Genomic DNA, 15867 nt, shown 5'->3' with positions numbered 1-15867 from the left:
CTCGGTCTCGAGCGTGTGGGTCTCGATGATGACTTTTTCGAGCTCGGTGGTAACTCGCTGATTGCGACTCAGTTGGTTTCTCGTTTGGGTGTGGCGCTCGACACGCGACTTCCGGTGCGGATTCTGTTCGATGCGCCGAAGGTGGGTGCGTTGGCGTTGTTGGTGGAGTCGCAGGTGGGTGCGGGTGCTCGGGTTGCGTTGGTGGCGCAGGTGCGGCCGGATGTTGTTCCGTTGTCGTTGGCGCAGCAGCGGATGTGGTTCTTGAACCGATTCGACTCGATTTCGCCGGCCTACAACGTGCCGGTGGCGATTCGTTTGTCGGGTGAGCTGGATGTTGCTGCGATGCGAGCGGCGATCGCCGATGTGATCGCCCGCCACGAGTCGCTTCGAACGATGTATCCCGAGACCGACGGTGGAGTAGCGCAGCAGGTAATTTTGCCCGTCGGCCAGTTCCTTCCGGCGTTGGTGCCGGTGGTTCTGCCCGAGTCGGAGGTGCATCGTCGGGTGGCAGTGATGCTGTCGACCGGGTTCGACGTCACTGCGGGCGTTCCGCTGCGGGTCGAATTGTTACAGACAGGCATGAATGAGCATGTACTCGTTCTTGTCGCGCACCATATTTCGGCCGACGGGTGGTCGATGGGCCCGCTCACTCGTGATGTGATGGTGGCGTATACGGCACGTTCTGCCGGCGAGGCTCCGGGGTGGGCTCCTCTTGCGGTGCAGTATGCCGATTATGCGTTGTGGCAGCGTGAGGTTCTCGGTAGTGAGGACGATTCGAAGTCTATTGCTGCGCAGCAGCTTTCATACTGGAAGACGGCACTTTCAGGCCTTCCTGATGAGCTGAACCTGCCCACTGACCGGACCCGCCCTGCGCATCCCACGGCGGCTGGTGGCATCGTTCATTTTCCGATCGATACCGCGCTTCACGAGAAGCTGATCGTGCTTGCGCGCAGCGCGAACGCAACTATGTTCATGGTGGTTCAATCGGCATTGGCGATATTGCTCGGTCGTATCTCGGGGTCCGACGACGTTGCGATCGGAACCCCGATTGCCGGCCGTACTGTGCCCGAGGTCGAAGACCTGGTCGGTATGTTCGTCAACACCCTGGTTCTGCGTAGTCGGCTCAGTGAGCAGTCGACCGTTGCAGATCTCTTGGCGCAGACTCGGGAACGTGATCTCGAAGCATTCGCACACGCGGATGTTCCCTTCGAGAAAGTGGTCGAGACGCTCGACGTCGAGCGGTCGCTGTCGAGGCATCCGCTGTTTCAAGTCGTACTGACCTTCGGTAACCTACCGAGGTCCAGTTTCGAACTTGGCGACATCGTCATAGCTCCGTTCGATTTCGGTTCGATCATCGAGAAGTTCGACCTCTCCTTGTCGATGATCGAAAACGTCGACTCCGACGGACATCCCAGCGGAATGCTTGGCAGTTTCTCGTACGCGCGTGACTTGTTCGACGAGAGCTCGGTAGAACGATTCGGCGCGAGACTCACCCGAGTACTCGAAGGTATGACTGCCGGTCCGAACACTGTTCTCGGCGAGCTTTCTGTCATCGGTGACAGCGAATACCACGCGTTGACCAGAAACTGGGTTCCTTCGAATGTCGAGTCTTGCTCTCTGCCTGAGGTGCTAGAGCAGGCTCAGCAGCTCGATCCGAGTGCCGTGGCCGTCACCTTCGAGGGTGTCTCGTTGACTTACGCTGAGTTGGACGAGATTTCGAATAGGTTCGCCCGCGTGTTGATTGGCGAGGGGATAGGCCCGGAAGCTTTCGTCGGCGTTGCGTTGCCTCGCTCGTTGGAAATGATCATCACCATCTGGGCAGTGGTCAAAACAGGGGCCGCGTACGTCCCGATCGATCCGAACTACCCGGAAGATCGGGTGCGTTACATGCTCGACGATTCCGGAGTGGCAGTGGGCATCACTTCGTCCGAATTCGTCGATGCCATGCCTGCCGACATCGGGTGGCATGTTTTCGGTGACCCAACTCTGCAGGCTCGATGCGATCGTGCCCCGGCGGAGCGGATCGAGCAGATCGATCGTGTGTCGCCGGTGTCGGCAAACAATGCTGCCTACGTCATCTACACCTCCGGTTCGACGGGCCGCCCGAAGGGTGTGATCGTTACACATGAGGGAATAGCGGATCTCGTGTCGGTTCAACGTCGTCAGTTGGGGCTGACATCGGAGTCGAGAACGTTGCACGTTGCTTCGCCCAGCTTCGATGCGTCCGTCTTCGAATTGCTGATGGCAGTGTCGGCGTCGTCCACGATGGTCATTGCACCGCCATCGACGTTCGGCGGCGAGGCACTGACTGCGTTGTTGAAGTCCCAACGGGTCACTCATGCGCTCATCACTCCGGCGGCCCTGGCTACCGTGGACCCATCCGACCTGATGTCGTTGCGGACGGTCCTGTCCGGGGGCGAGGCGTGCGGTCCAGAACTGGTCGCTCGTTGGGCCACTGGCGACCGCCGTTTTCTCAATGCCTACGGGCCGAGCGAGTCGACAATTGTGGCGACCTGCAGCGAGCCACTCGACGCTCTCGGACCGGTGACGATCGGTAAGCCGATCGCCGGTACTCGCAGTTTCGTACTGGATTCGAGCTTGCGCCCGGTGCCAATCGGTGCGCTGGGGGAGTTGTATCTGGGCGGGACAGCTTTGGCGCGTGGTTATCACCGTCGTCCGGCATTGACGGCCTCTCGATTCGTCGCTGATCCGTTCGGCGCGGGGTCACGCCTTTACCGAACCGGCGATGTAGTTCGGTTGAACTCGAACATGGACATCGAGTACATCGGACGATCGGATTTCCAGGTCAAGGTAAATGGATTCAGGATCGAACTGGGCGAGATCGACGCAGTCATCACGACGCACGATTCGATTGACTTCGCCGTCACCGTCGGGCACCGGACAGCGGCGGGTAACACCGTGCTGGTGTCGTATGCCCACGTATCGGACAATGAGCCAGCCGACGCGGATGCCGTCCTCGCTCATATCTCCAGAGCGTTGCCTCCGTACATGATTCCGTCTGCCGTGATGTTTCTGGACGACATTCCACTGACGCCGGCCGGGAAGTTGGATCGGCGTGCACTACCCGAACCCGAGTTCGAGGCAACGAAATATCGGCCGCCGGTCACGGTCATGGAAACTGCCATCGCCGGCATCTTCGCCGATCTGCTCGGTCGTGAGCGTGTGGGTGTGGACGATTCGTTCTTCGCTGTCGGCGGAGACAGCATCGTCTCGATCCAGCTCGTCGCCCGAGCCCACGCGATGGGCATCGAGTTTTCGCCCCGAGATGTGTTCGAGTACAAAACTGTTGCAGGTATTGCTCGGGTTGCAGTCGCAGTAGGGACGATCAGCAGTGCGCTCGGTGGAAGCTCGGTAGACGCCACCGGACCTATGCCGCTGACACCGTATGCGCGAACGCTCGTCGGAACCGCCGTCGGACGCGATCGGCTTGCACATCGAATGGTGCTCCAGTTGCCTGACGGAGCAGAAGACTCTCGTTTGTTCGAAGATCTTCAGTCCCTCGTCGAAGATCACCCCTTTTTGCGATCCACCTTGTTCGAAGAGGCGGATGGAAGCTGGAGCCTGCGCTGCCTGGGTCTGGATGGTATCGAATCCGGCCGCCTTCTCACTCGCGTCGAGTTCCCGCGGGGCGTCACGGCCGATGAGCTCGACGAATACGAGCGCACGGCGGCAAATGACGCTGTGTCCAGGCTTCGACTCGAGGACGGAACGACGATCCAGTTCGTCTGGCTGTGCGAATCCGACGTTGGAACCGCACCGGCGTTGGAGCCTGCCAGGCTGATCGTCGTTGCACATCGACTCGTGGCCGATCAAGCATCCATGGCACTGATTGCGTCGGATCTCGATCGAATTCGGAATGCTGGTCTCGGCTTTCGTCGATCGAACCAACATGTAGTCGAGGAATCGCTTTCGGTGCGGCAGTGGGCGATCCTTCAGATCGACAGCGAGTCGGCGCCTGATCGCGATGCGCCCTCGGAACAAGTCAGTAGTTTGCCCGACCTTGCTTCCCTGGCGTCCATATCGACGACCTCGTTCGATCCGGCAAGCGCGAGTGCGCTCGTGAACAGGCTTCCAATGCTCTATCGCGCTACTGTGGACGAAATGCTAGGCGTGGCTGTGTCTTTGGCGCTCCAGGTCTGGAACGGTGACTTTTCGAAGTCTCCCCGTACGACCCTTGTTCTCGAGCGGAACCTACGAGCAGAAGCATCCGTCGACCTCGCCAACACGGTAGGGGGGCTTATCGACCACTACGCCGTCGAGTCGATTTACGAGCCAATGTCCCTCGGCGAGTTGACCGTCGGCGATGGTGGCCCGCTGGCCAGCGCGATCAAGACGGCCAAAGAACAACTGCGAGACTCTTCGTCGATACTCGAAGGCCCGTATGCAAACGACTGCTCAGAGGCACAACATCTGGTTGTCGCACTGCGCACCGTCGGAACAGAGTCCGCGCCATCGGCCGATCGTGGGCCTAACGAGACGCCCCTGCAGTGGCGGATGCTGCCGGATTCGCGAACCGACGATGTCTACTGCCCGGCGTGCGGCAGGCGCCCGGCGCTCGATCTCGAATTGAGAATTGTCCAGGACTCGTTGGTGTTGGATGGCGTTGTCGACAATGCCCGTATCCCTTCGAACGAGGCGGACCGTTTTCTCGCCGTCTTGTCGAGTGTTATCGACGTCCTCGGTCATCACGCGAATCAACTTTCTGCCGGTGGTTTGACGCCGTCCGACCTCGGCCTTGTCGAGGTATCTCAACACGAGATCGACAAATGGGAAGCCGAATTCCCAGCTCTGGCAGACGTATGGCCGCTTACACCGCTGCAGCGTGGGTTGCTTTTCCATGCCCACGCGGCCGAATCGTCGATAGATGTCTACATCACCCAGTCTGTTGTGGAGCTGGGTGTCGGAGCAGACGTCGAGAGGGTGCACCGGGCCGCGCAGCGATTACTCGATCGACATGCAAACCTCCGAGTTGCATTCGCCGTCGACAATTCGGGTACCTCCTTCCAGTTGGTCCTGGACAACGTGGAGGTTCCATGGCTCGAGGTCGACTCGACCGAGGTAATCGAGGCCGAATTCGGTGCTGAGTTCGATCGGATCAAGGCCGATGACCTCTCCCGGCACTTCGATATGGGACGACCCCCTCTGCTTCGATTCACTCTCGTCCGCGGGCCGTCCGGACGGATGGATCTGATTGTGACCAGCCATCACGTCGTGTTCGACGGCTGGTCGACACCGATCCTGATGCGCGATCTGCTCGATCTCTATGTTGCAGACACTGATGTATCCAATGCGTCGCCCGTCAGGCCCTATCGGGACTACCTCGAATGGCTCGTCGACCGAGACGACAATGCGGCCGTCGCGGCGTGGTCCACTGCCTTGGAAGGTGTCCAAGAGCCCACGATCCTGGCTCCGTTCGACCCTTCACACGAGATTTCGATGGGTGTCGGTGCAGTCGAGTTCGTACTGAGCACCGAGGCAACCGGAAGGCTGACGAGTTTGGCAGCGGAGCTTGGGGTTACCGTCAACACGGTCCTTCAAGCATCCTGGGGAGTGCTGCTCGGGCGGTTGACCGATTCTCAGGACGTCGTGTTCGGAGCTACGGTGTCCGGTCGTCCGCCAACGCTGGCTGGTGTCGAATCCATGGTCGGACTGTTCCTCAACGCAATTCCGGTTCGGGTCCGAACGAAGGCCGGCGATACCTTAGCCGACCTCGTGCGAAGGTTGCAGGGTGAGCAGTCCGACTTGTTCGACTATCACTACCTCGGTCTGAGCGACATTCAGGAAAGCCTAGGCTTGCGAACGCTCTTCGACTCCCTGGTGGTCTTCGAGTCTGCACCCGTCGATGGTCAAGGACTGTCGGAAGCGAATTCGGGTGCAGGGAACATGGCGTCGAGCTTCGATTCCACGAGTGCAACGCACTATCCCTTGACTGTAATCGCGATCCTCGACGATCGACTGCACATTTCGCTGAAGTATCTACGCGATGTGTTCCAAGGGCCCGTCGTCGAATCGTTGGCGTCAAGGCTGGAGAAGGTGCTGTTGAGCTTCACATCCGAATCCTCTTCTCGGGTGGACGATCTCGATGTACTGCTCGATGAGGAGCGTGCAAGCCTCGAGCTGTGGAACGCCACTTCCCGGCCGGACTACGACGGGTCCACGACGTTGGTCTCGATGTTCGATGCGGGCGTCGCGGCCAACACGGAGTCGACTGCGCTGATATTCGGCGACGTAAGACTGTCCTACGGTGAATTCGATGCCCGGGTCAACAAGCTCGCTCGATGGTTGATCGAGTTCGGTGTGGGCCCCGATGACAACGTGGCAGTTGCCATGGCGCGCTCGATCGACCTCGTCGTGGCCCTGTACGCCGTGGTCAAATCCGGTGGCGCGTACGTGCCGATCGACCCCGATCAGCCGAGCGACCGGAATGCTTACGTCATCGAGAACTCTCGTCCGATGCTGGTGCTGACGACTGTTTCCGATGGATTCGTTGCCGACACGGCAGTGCCGGTGATGCAGGTGGACACACTCGACGTGTCCGCACTCGATGCCGGGCCCATCGGTGGCCACGAACGCAGAGGTCAGTTGCGCGCGTCGAATGCGGCGTACACCATCTACACTTCGGGCTCGACGGGTCGGCCGAAGGGGGTCGTCACGACCCACCGTCAGATGGTCAATCAGCTGCAGTGGGCGCAGAGTGCTTTCCCGCACGGTGTCGGCGACGTCGTTCTACACAAGACGCCGATCACGTTCGACATATCTGTTTGGGAATTGTTCTGGCCCTTGCATACTGGCGCGAGTATGGTGATCGCTCCACCGATGGCGCATCGGGATCCGGAACAAATTTCGAAGATCGTCGCCCAACACGAAGTAACTTCGATCCATTTCGTCCCTTCGATGTTGGCCGCCTTCATGGATCTGGCACAGAGTGAGGATCTGGCTTCACTTCGCTATTTGTTCGCCGCGGGCGAAGCTCTGGGCGACCGGCAGGTTGCACAGTCGGCCTCGATTTCATCTGCAGCGCTGCACAATTGGTACGGTCCTGCTGAGGCAACGGTGGTGACGTCCTTCGATATCGGTCGACGTCGAATGACCGAATCGACCGAGCACAGCCGCACCGTGCAGGTGCCGATCGGATCCCCCGTTGCGAATACGGAGGTATACGTTCTGGACCATCACCTGCGACGTGTGCCGGTCGGGGTGGAAGGAGAACTTTATGTCGCAGGGACGCAGCTTGCACGCGGTTATGCCCGGGCACCGGGATTGACTGCTGAACGTTTCGTCGCGAATCCATTCGCGCCGGGCTCACGCCTCTATCGCACCGGTGACCTGGTTCGGTGGAACTCGCATGGGTATCTGGAGTACGTGGGGCGTTCCGACTTTCAGGTCAAACTGCGTGGACAGCGCGTCGAACTCGGTGAAATCGAGGCTGCTTTGTCCTCGCTCGCCGAAGTTTCAAGGGCCGCAGTTCTTCTGAACGACGAATCTTCTTCTTCAGGTGCATTCCTGGTGGCTTACGTAGTGGCCGAACCCGGATCGTCGATCGATGGCCGTGCCGTCTCTCGGGCACTGGCTGCGGATCTGCCGTCGTACATGGTTCCATCGGTAATCCTCGAACTCGACGAGCTCCCGCTCAACGCCAGCGGCAAGCTCGATCGTCGGAGACTGCCGAAGGCGGAGTTCGTTTCCGCGGAATACCGCGCCCCGGAGTCATCGCTGCAGGCGTTGGTCGCCGCAGTGTTCGGTGATGTGCTCGAGGTGGAAAGGGTTGGCATCGACGACGACTTCTTCGATCTCGGTGGGAATTCCTTGAGCGCCACCCAGGCCGCCGCACGTCTTCGTGTCGAAACGGGTGCTGCAGTGCGCGTGCAGTGGTTCTTCGGAGATTCCACCGTGGGCGGATTGACGAACAGAATCTCCGAGTCGTTGGCGGCGACGGTCGATTTCGACGCCAATGTCGATGCTGCACTTGCCGTCGTATTGCCGATCCGTAGTGCAGGCGATCTGGATCCTGTCTTCTGCATCCACCCGATGTACGGCTTGGCCTGGTGCTATGCGGGCTTTGCACAGCATCTGGCCAGTGGGCGGCCGATCTACGGAATTCAATCTCCAGCGTTGTCCGAGGATGTCGAGCTCCCACGTTCGATCGAAGAGATGGCTACTCGATACGTCCAGGAGATCCGACGAATTCAGCCACATGGGCCGTACCGGTTGGTCGGTTGGTCACTGGGTGGGGTAATTGCACATGCCATGGCGGTCGAACTGGAAAGGTTGGGCGAGACGGTCGGGACGGTGGCCCTGCTGGACAGTCATCTCAATCTCGTTGTCCAAGATTTCCGTATTTCGCTGCGGGAAGCGCTGGCCGAGGTCGGAATCGACGTCGATGGAATCGAGAGCATGGAAAATCTCTCGGAAGCCGACGTCGACCGCTTACAGCAGGCGATACCATCGGATCTGGCGGTCATCGACCGTGAGCGGTTGAAGCGAATCTTTGCTGGTGCAGTTCGTTCGGCCGAGCTGATCAGTGAATATCGCCCGTCCGAGTTCAGTGGCGATCTGCTGTACTTCAGCGCTACGGAACATTTGCCGACGCAGGTGGGTGCGGCGCAAAGATGGAGACCATACGTAGGAGGAGACATCATCGAGCGGCCCATTTCCGGTCCTCACTCCCAGATGACCTCGCCAAAGTCCCTGGCCGAGATAGGTCCGATTTTGGATGCGTATTTGTAACAGATTGCCAGTTCTACCCGACAGGCACCACGTATGTGTCGGTGTCGGAGACCGCACCCACTTTGGCTAGTGTGGGTGAACACTCGAGATGAAAGCGAAACATTATATGAACCTCACAAGGCCGAGATCGATTCGGCGTCGATACGCGCTGATTGCGGTCGCTGCCGCACTTGCGGTGAGTCCCCTTGCAACTGCCACATCGGCAGCTGCAGACCCGCTGACCGCATCCGGTGACGTACTCGAGTCGGTGACGGCCCCAGACGGTTCCCGCATCACCCACACCAAGGTCATGGACGATCAGCATCTGATCGTCTACGTGTACTCCGCGGCGATGGACAAGGAAGTTCCGGTAGACGTATGGCGACCGGCCGACACGAGTGTTCCTCGGCCGACGCTTTACCTTCTCAACGGAGCCGGCGGCGGTGAAGACAGTGCAACCTGGCGCTTCCGCACGGATGCGATCGACTTCTTCGCAGACAAAAACGTCAATGTGGTCTCGCCCGTCGGTGGCAAGTGGAGTTACTACACCGACTGGAAGCAGGCCGATCCGGTCCTCGGTATCAACAAATGGACCACGTTCCTCACCGAAGAACTTCCCCCGCTGATCGATGCCGGTCTCGGCACAAACGGTGTGAATTCGATTGCTGGTGTGTCTTCGTCGGGTACATCGGTCATGCAGTTGGCGATCAACGCGCCGGGTCTCTACAAGGGCGTTGCCGCGTACAGCGGGTGCGCGCAGACCAGCGATCCGATCGGCCAGCAGTTCGTGAAGCTCACCACGGAGACTTGGGGTGGCGGAGATACCCTCAACATGTGGGGGCCTACAGACGATCCTATGTGGGTTGACAACGATCCCTATGTGCACGCCGAAAGCCTTCGCGGCCTCGACCTCTACATCTCCAATGGCAACGGACTGCCAGGGGAGTACGACAATTTGAACGGTCCCGAGATCAACGGGAAGCCGGGCACCTTGGCGAACCAGGTCATCGTCGGTGGAATCATCGAAGCTGCCACGAACTACTGCACCCACAACATGGCCGACCGCTTGGGTGAACTCGGCATCCCGGCCACGTTCAACTTCCGTGATTCCGGTAGTCACTCGTGGGGCTACTGGCAGGACGACCTGAAGAACTCATGGCCCGTCCTCGCACGATCGCTCGGAGTCTGAAGGTAGAGATCCAGAGAACAAGAAAGGCCCCATCCGAGAAATCTGCGGATGGGGCCTTCTTCATGTCGCTGGAAATCTACAGCTACTGTCCTGTCAGGAACACGGGGCGGCGTTCTCGGTCGAGAAGGTCGGATCGAGCGCGGATTGGACGATATAGGTAACGCGGTCATCGAAGGTCAAGCCCTGATGCGGAACTGTGTTGGACTCACAGCCGTCCTGAACCCACATGTTCCGTACCTCGGCCGAACCGCTCGGATCGAGGAAAGTTCGCTCGGGAGGCGTGACGACTTTGTCGAACTTCGTACCTACCACCGTGTATCGCACTCCTGGTTCCACTTCACCGCCCGCGTTCAGACGTTGCAACAAGGGGGAGCCGATCAATTGCTGACGACCGGCGGTACCGATTCCGGTCAAGCCGAACAGCATTTCCGAGATATCGGTCTGGCCCAGTCCTGCTGCGGAAAGGATGAGGTACATCTGCTCGATGCCGCCGAAGTTGGTCCCATGATTGGTGCCGCCCAGCGTCACCAGGTTCTCCACTTTGCTCTTGGAGGGATCGACGTTGTCGACGCCACCGTTGAACTTCAGAAACTGACGCGCGACCGTTCCGCCCTGTGAATGACCGACGATGTCTACCTTCGCCGAACCCGTTCGAGCAAGCACTGCGTCGATGAACGTTGCCAAACGCGCCGCCGAAGTCGGGATGTCACCGAGGCCCCAGATCACTTGGTTCGGGTCGAGTAGCGTCTGCACGGCGCCGTAGTCGAGTGCAAACACGCAGTAGCCTTCACCGGCCAGTGCAGGAGCCATCGTTTGCCACGTCGTGGCCATATCTGCACCGGTGCCATGCACGAGTACCACCGGACGGGGGTGCGCTTCCGATGGGACGCACGACCAGTCGTTCGCACCTGCCGGGGCCGGTCCCATGTCGGAGAACTCGGGTGGCAACGGGGAAACCGACTCCTCCGCGGCGGCCAACGGAGTCGCAACTGCTGTACTGCCCAGTGAGATCAACGCCGCGGACGCGAGAGCTATGGCGACCCTGCCTCTGTGTTTCGGCACGTACAACGACCCTTCGTTCGGTTCGACTACTCGGAAGTAGCGGCTCAAAGCAAAAACCAGAGGCGAGGTTCGTCTCCGGTTCGTCTCTCACGATAACAGCGCCGGTTGCAGGTAAAACAACCTGAAAGCTTAGATAAGTGAACTTTTACCTACTATCCAGACTCGGCCGCACGCTTGTAGCCTCGGATTGCGGGGTACAGAAATACCGCCACCATGCCGACTGCCCACGCGAGCGTCTGCAGCACCGGGACCAACACTGGCCCGCCGAGGGATAAGCCGCGCATCGCATCGACCGCGCACGACATGGGCTGAGCTGCTACGACGGGCTGTAGCCACGGCGGGTACGCAGCGACTGGGACGAAGCCCGAATTGAAGAACATCAGCAGTGTGCAGGCGATGGACACGACTTCGACGAGCGGTGAGTCGCCTGCGATGGTCGCAAGGAAAGTCACCATCACCGCAAAGCCGATCCCGAACGCAATCGGTAGCAACAAGAGTGCAATAGCAGAAGGAATGCCCTGGTTGAAGCGGAAACCGAGAACCATCCCTACCGCCACGATGACGATCGTCGTTGCAAATACCCGAATAGCTTCGGCCATCATGCGACCGACCAGGCCGGATGCTCGGTGGGTAGGCGTAGTCGCGAACCGACTGAGCAAACCGCTCGTCTTCTCGCCCTTCAAGCCGACGGCACTGACGATCGATCCGAACATCGCACCGACCAGCGCGATCATAGGAACCGTCCCGTACACGCTCGGTGAGCCCGTTGCGGCAGAGATCGAGTTGCCGAGCACGATCCTGAACATGAGGAGCGTCAAGGCAGGGTAGAGCAGTGCCTGGATCATCGTCGACGGATCGCGAGTCCATCGGATGAGAAGCCGTTTGCACTGAATCAGACTGTGCGCCCACAGTGCGCGGGCAGAGTTCTCGGCATAGTCGAGTGTCGGTTCCGGGAACGTCAATCGGCTTACCGGCGGGGTGCTGCCGGGCGCGATGGGTGAGGCAGTCATGAGCGCCTCGAACTAGCCCACATGGCCAGGGGAATGAATACCGCCAGCAGACCGAAAATCCAGATGAGCGAGGGAAACAGCACGTGGAAACTGACGCCGCCCTCGGCCATGTCGCGCATCGAGAACGAAAATTGAGAGATCGGTTGATTCCGTACCCAGGGTCGGATCCATTCGGGAAACCCCGATTCGGGAACGAAGCCGCACGAGGCCATCCCGAGGATCAACTGGGGAAGCGTGAGCATTTGGCTGGTCGATTCCGGACTCTTCGACAGAGTGCCGATCGCGTCGGCGCCGACGGAGAGCATCGTGCTGATCGCCAACGCGAACGCACAGAAAAGAATGGCCTGTCCCAACCCCGCGCTGAACCGGAAGCCGATGACATATCCGAATCCGAGGGCTGCCGTCAAAGACACCACGGATCGGACGACTCCGGAGGATATTCGTGACACCAGCGGCACTGCACCTACTACTGGCATCGTCTGCAATCGTGTATTGAGCCCACTCAACGATTCGGAAGAAGCACGTTGCGACGCCGAGATGGCTGTGAACGCCATCGCCTGGAGCACAATGATCGGCATCAGGAACTGGGCGTAATCGATACCCTGCAGTTGCATGACGAACTTGAGTGGCAAGTAGAAGCCGACGGTGAAGATGAGCGGTGCAATGACCGCCACCACAAGCTCGCCGTGACGCACCATGGTCCACACGGTTCGAGCCGTCAAGACCTGCCACTGCACGAAGCCGGACGGCCGGCCCTGTCGTCGGACCGAGGTAGTGGACACCGAAGAACCGCTGACAAGGTCCGAATCGGATGCACGCGTGCGCGCACTCGTCGCCGTCATCGGTACTCGACTTCTGACGCGGTCCTGGCAGCTGGTGGTGCAGGCGGCCCGACCTCGGTAGAAACCGGTACCTCCTCATCACTCGAATGTGAATGGCCGGTCAGAGTGAGGAAGACATCATCGAGCGAGGGGCGGCGAAGTGCGATGTCGGCGAGGGCGATTCCAGCAGTGTCGATGCGTCGCAAGATCTCGGACAAAGTTGCAGCACCGTCCGGGGCAGGGACCGAAAGTCGCACCGCTTCCGGACCGAGGTCGACGCGACTTGCGGGGGGAAGGAGTTCGCCGAGCACGTTGGCCACATGCTGCAACTGCGAAGGGTCGAGGGGGACCACTTCGCAGTAGCTGCCACCAGTTCGAGCTTTCAACTCGTCCGAGGTTCCCCCAGCGATGACGGTGCCCTTGTCGATGACGATGATGTTGTCGCTCAATACATCGGCTTCTTCGAGATATTGGGTGGTGAGCAGGACTGTGATCCCCTGTGCTTTCAACGCTTCCACGAGCGACCAGACACCTTGACGACTCCGGGGATCGAGTCCCGTAGTCGGCTCGTCCAAAAACACGACCTGGGGACGGACGACGAGACCGCACGCGATGTCGATTCGCCGACGCATGCCACCGGAATAGCCCCGAACGGGACGTTTACCGGTGTCGGCCAGATCGAACTCTTCGAGAAGTGCGAGTGCCCGCGTCTTCGACGCCTTCTTGTCCAAACCCATCAGACGGCCGAACAGCTCGATGTTCTCGCGGCCGGACAAGGTGTCGTCGAGTGCCGCGTACTGGCCGGTCATCATGATCGAACGACGTACCGCTGCGGCATCGGTGACAACGTCGTGCCCAGCGACGACGGCGCGGCCTGTGTCGGGAGTGAGCAGTGTGGACAGAACCTTGACTGCAGTGGTTTTACCTGCGCCATTAGGGCCGAGAATCCCGAGAACGGTCCCCTTGGGTGCCGAGAAACTGATTCCGCGGAGGGCGTGAACGTCACCGAACGACTTGTGGACGTCCTCCACAAGTACAGCTACGTCCTCGGATAGGGGCATCGATACTCCGTGCGGTCGGTTCTGGAGCGGGCAGAAGGGCAGTGGAGCAGATTGTGAGGGGCATCCTTCACGTCACTCATCGGGTGCACCCCGTCGAAACGTTACCTGCCGGTCGCTCCAACGCAATTTTGCGGCTAAGACCAATCGATACCGATTTCATCTTCTACGTCGAGTTTCCTGCACAAAGATCGAATTCCACCGTAGTCCTGAACCAATTGCTTGCGACTGCCGTCCGTCTCGACTTCCTGAAGCATGCAATCCCCGCCGACGACGCCTTCTTGCTGCAGAATTGCAGACCAAGTCGAGAAGTCGGTGCTCGAAAACGCGTCCATTCCGTCGGCGAGACCGTCGAGAAACACCCGACGATCTCCCGAATTCAAGGATTCGAACACAATGGCAGCCATCTCGTCGGCGATCGAAGCATGGCAATACTCATCTCGATTGTGCAGCGCGACAGTGGCACGATTGACCGGTTGAATGAGTTCGTTGTCTTCGATCAGATTCAGGTAGGACGTAATCGATATCTCGGCAACAGTCATGAATGCCAGTGAGTTGAGCGCAGCGTCGTTGGAATCGACTGCACTCGCCTGAGTGGCGTGTCTTCTGCGTACTGTGCCGCTGAGTGGAAGGCACCGCTCGGACAGGGCCCAGCCCCTCTTGCGACGCGTCAGCGCGCTCGCATTCAGGTGCATGAGTGTGTGGTACTGCTCGTCGACCATGGCCTGCGTGACAGCGACAGCCAGCACGTCACCCATGCCGATATCGAACGCATCCTGAGCCAGCAGGGCAAAGCCCGGATGTACGACATGCTGTTCTACGTCCATGACGTTCTTGTTGAAGGCGATCCAGCCCCAAGCTCGCAACTTTGCCCGGGTCGTGTCCGAAAGAGTGCGATAGACATCGTGATCGGCGAACGGAATCAATGCCTCGGGGTAGTCGTGCTTGGAGGTGTCGAAAAGATCGTCGAGGTCGGGCTCGCTCTTCTTGACAGTGGCACGCTTGTTCCAGTTGCCTGCCAGTCGTGACACGACGGCACTCTCGACGACGTCGTCCGCGTCGAAGTCCGGTAGTGACGGCTTCTCGATCATGATCGATCCCCCTCGTGTGCGTTACCACGAACGATACCGAAAAGACGGGTGCACAGAGCCCGGTACGCAGTATGGTTCGGGACCGCAGCGCCGGCCTGCCCCATGAACGAGGTGAAGTCGGTCTCGGATTCGGAGGTGACGATCTCGTTCAATTCTTGGAGTGATTCGGCGAGCGCATCTCTCGCGCGCCCGGCGTAGGGGTTGCCGGCCTGAACATCCCAGTACACCGCGGGCTCACCGCTGGTGACGCGATCGACAAGAGCTAGCAGAGTGGTTGCCGGCGGTGGAGCGAGAGAATCGATCAGTCTCGGGTCCACTTCGAGCTTTGCCAGGGCCGACCCGAACGCAAGGACAGCGGCGTGGGTCAGCGCCTGTGTCGCTGCGGCCAGTCGATCGTGCTGTTCCGCGTCGACGTGCACGACTCGGCCGCCCCAGTCGGAGATCCGTCCGAGAAAGTTTTCGACTGCGCTCCCATCGCGGTGGACCACGGCGGCAACTGGGCGGCCGTCCATCCCGAGAGATGGCGCGAACATGGGGTTGATGCCCAGAATCGAGCCAGGCGGGTCGGCGGCGTCGACCTTCCGGGCGAATCCGGACTTGACAGACAGAGTCTCGACCAGCAGCGAGCGCGCGCCGAGGAAGGTCAGTTCGGTCTCCATTGCCACCGATTCGGGCACCGCGAGCACGACCAGCGGGGTGGCTCGCAGCACCGCGCGCGCTTCGGCGTCGGGGTCGACGATGTCGCCGACGAGGTGCGCTATGCCAGGCCTTGCAGCGGTCGGGGCAACCGGGTCGAGAGTGAGCACCGTGTCACCATCAGCGGCCAGTAGGGAGGCGATCAATCGCCCCACCTCACCGTTGCCGCCGATGACCACCGCGTCGAACCTCTTCATACGAGCAGTATTGCCG

8 protein-coding genes are annotated in these 15867 nt (G+C 60.0%); 2 read left to right on the top strand and 6 right to left on the bottom strand.

What is annotated here, in order from left to right; all coding sequences use genetic code 11:
* The first annotated feature begins 15 nt into the window (after positions 1 to 15).
* Together H2510_RS04440 and H2510_RS04435 are read left to right on the top strand one after the other, a co-directional pair.
* Positions 16 to 8748 (top strand): non-ribosomal peptide synthetase, encoded by an 8733-nt coding sequence (locus tag H2510_RS04440; protein ID WP_315901217.1) that lies wholly within the window; start codon positions 16 to 18, stop codon positions 8746 to 8748.
* A 106-nt stretch (positions 8749 to 8854) separates the two neighbouring features.
* Positions 8855 to 9916, top strand: a complete 1062-nt coding sequence (locus H2510_RS04435) for an alpha/beta hydrolase family protein (protein ID WP_186627034.1) — start codon at positions 8855 to 8857, stop codon at positions 9914 to 9916.
* A 93-nt stretch (positions 9917 to 10009) separates the two neighbouring features.
* Here the strand turns inward: H2510_RS04435 and H2510_RS04430 are convergent, their stop codons facing one another.
* The 6 genes from H2510_RS04430 to H2510_RS04405 all read right to left on the bottom strand — a co-directional run bounded on the left by H2510_RS04430 (position 10010) and on the right by H2510_RS04405 (position 15851).
* The gene (locus H2510_RS04430; protein ID WP_186627033.1) at positions 10010 to 10978 is read right to left on the bottom strand and encodes a triacylglycerol lipase; all 969 of its coding nucleotides are present in this window, start codon (positions 10976 to 10978) and stop codon (positions 10010 to 10012) included.
* Between the two features lie 152 nt (positions 10979 to 11130).
* Complete coding sequence (locus H2510_RS04425; protein ID WP_186627032.1) at positions 11131 to 11988, bottom strand: ABC transporter permease; 858 nt, start codon at positions 11986 to 11988, stop codon at positions 11131 to 11133.
* On the bottom strand, positions 11985 to 12830 hold the full coding sequence (locus H2510_RS04420) for an ABC transporter permease (protein WP_186627031.1): 846 nt from the start codon (positions 12828 to 12830) through the stop codon (positions 11985 to 11987). Before H2510_RS04420 ends, H2510_RS04425 begins: the two co-directional genes overlap by 4 nt.
* Positions 12827 to 13870, bottom strand: coding sequence for an ATP-binding cassette domain-containing protein (locus H2510_RS04415; protein ID WP_186627030.1), 1044 nt, complete (start codon positions 13868 to 13870; stop codon positions 12827 to 12829). The genes H2510_RS04420 and H2510_RS04415 overlap by 4 nt, the downstream gene beginning before the upstream one ends.
* 134 nt (positions 13871 to 14004) lie before the next feature.
* A complete protein-coding gene (locus tag H2510_RS04410) occupies positions 14005 to 14958 on the bottom strand; it encodes a diiron oxygenase (protein ID WP_186627029.1) in 954 nt (317 codons plus the stop codon).
* On the bottom strand, positions 14955 to 15851 hold the full coding sequence (locus H2510_RS04405; RefSeq protein ID WP_186627028.1) for a prephenate dehydrogenase dimerization domain-containing protein: 897 nt from the start codon (positions 15849 to 15851) through the stop codon (positions 14955 to 14957). Before H2510_RS04405 ends, H2510_RS04410 begins: the two co-directional genes overlap by 4 nt.
* Positions 15852 to 15867: the final 16 nt, after the last annotated feature.

The sequence above is a fragment of the Rhodococcus sp. BP22 genome (genome assembly GCF_014281965.1).
In the GTDB taxonomy this organism is placed as follows: Bacteria; Actinomycetota; Actinomycetes; order Mycobacteriales; family Mycobacteriaceae; genus Rhodococcoides.
The sequence above is the reverse complement of the archived record's forward strand: the minus strand, read 5'-3'. Positions and strand labels throughout refer to the sequence as shown.

Excerpts from the sequence above, each read along its gene's own strand:
- H2510_RS04435 (WP_186627034.1), top strand. The coding sequence starts at position 8,855 with ATGAACCTCACAAGGCCGAGATCGATTCGGCGTCGATACGCGCTGATT.
- H2510_RS04425 (WP_186627032.1), bottom strand. The coding sequence starts at position 11,988 with ATGACTGCCTCACCCATCGCGCCCGGCAGCACCCCGCCGGTAAGCCGA.
- H2510_RS04420 (WP_186627031.1), bottom strand. The coding sequence starts at position 12,830 with ATGACGGCGACGAGTGCGCGCACGCGTGCATCCGATTCGGACCTTGTC.
- H2510_RS04415 (WP_186627030.1), bottom strand. The coding sequence starts at position 13,870 with ATGCCCCTATCCGAGGACGTAGCTGTACTTGTGGAGGACGTCCACAAG.
- H2510_RS04410 (WP_186627029.1), bottom strand. The coding sequence starts at position 14,958 with ATGATCGAGAAGCCGTCACTACCGGACTTCGACGCGGACGACGTCGTC.
- H2510_RS04405 (WP_186627028.1), bottom strand. The coding sequence starts at position 15,851 with ATGAAGAGGTTCGACGCGGTGGTCATCGGCGGCAACGGTGAGGTGGGG.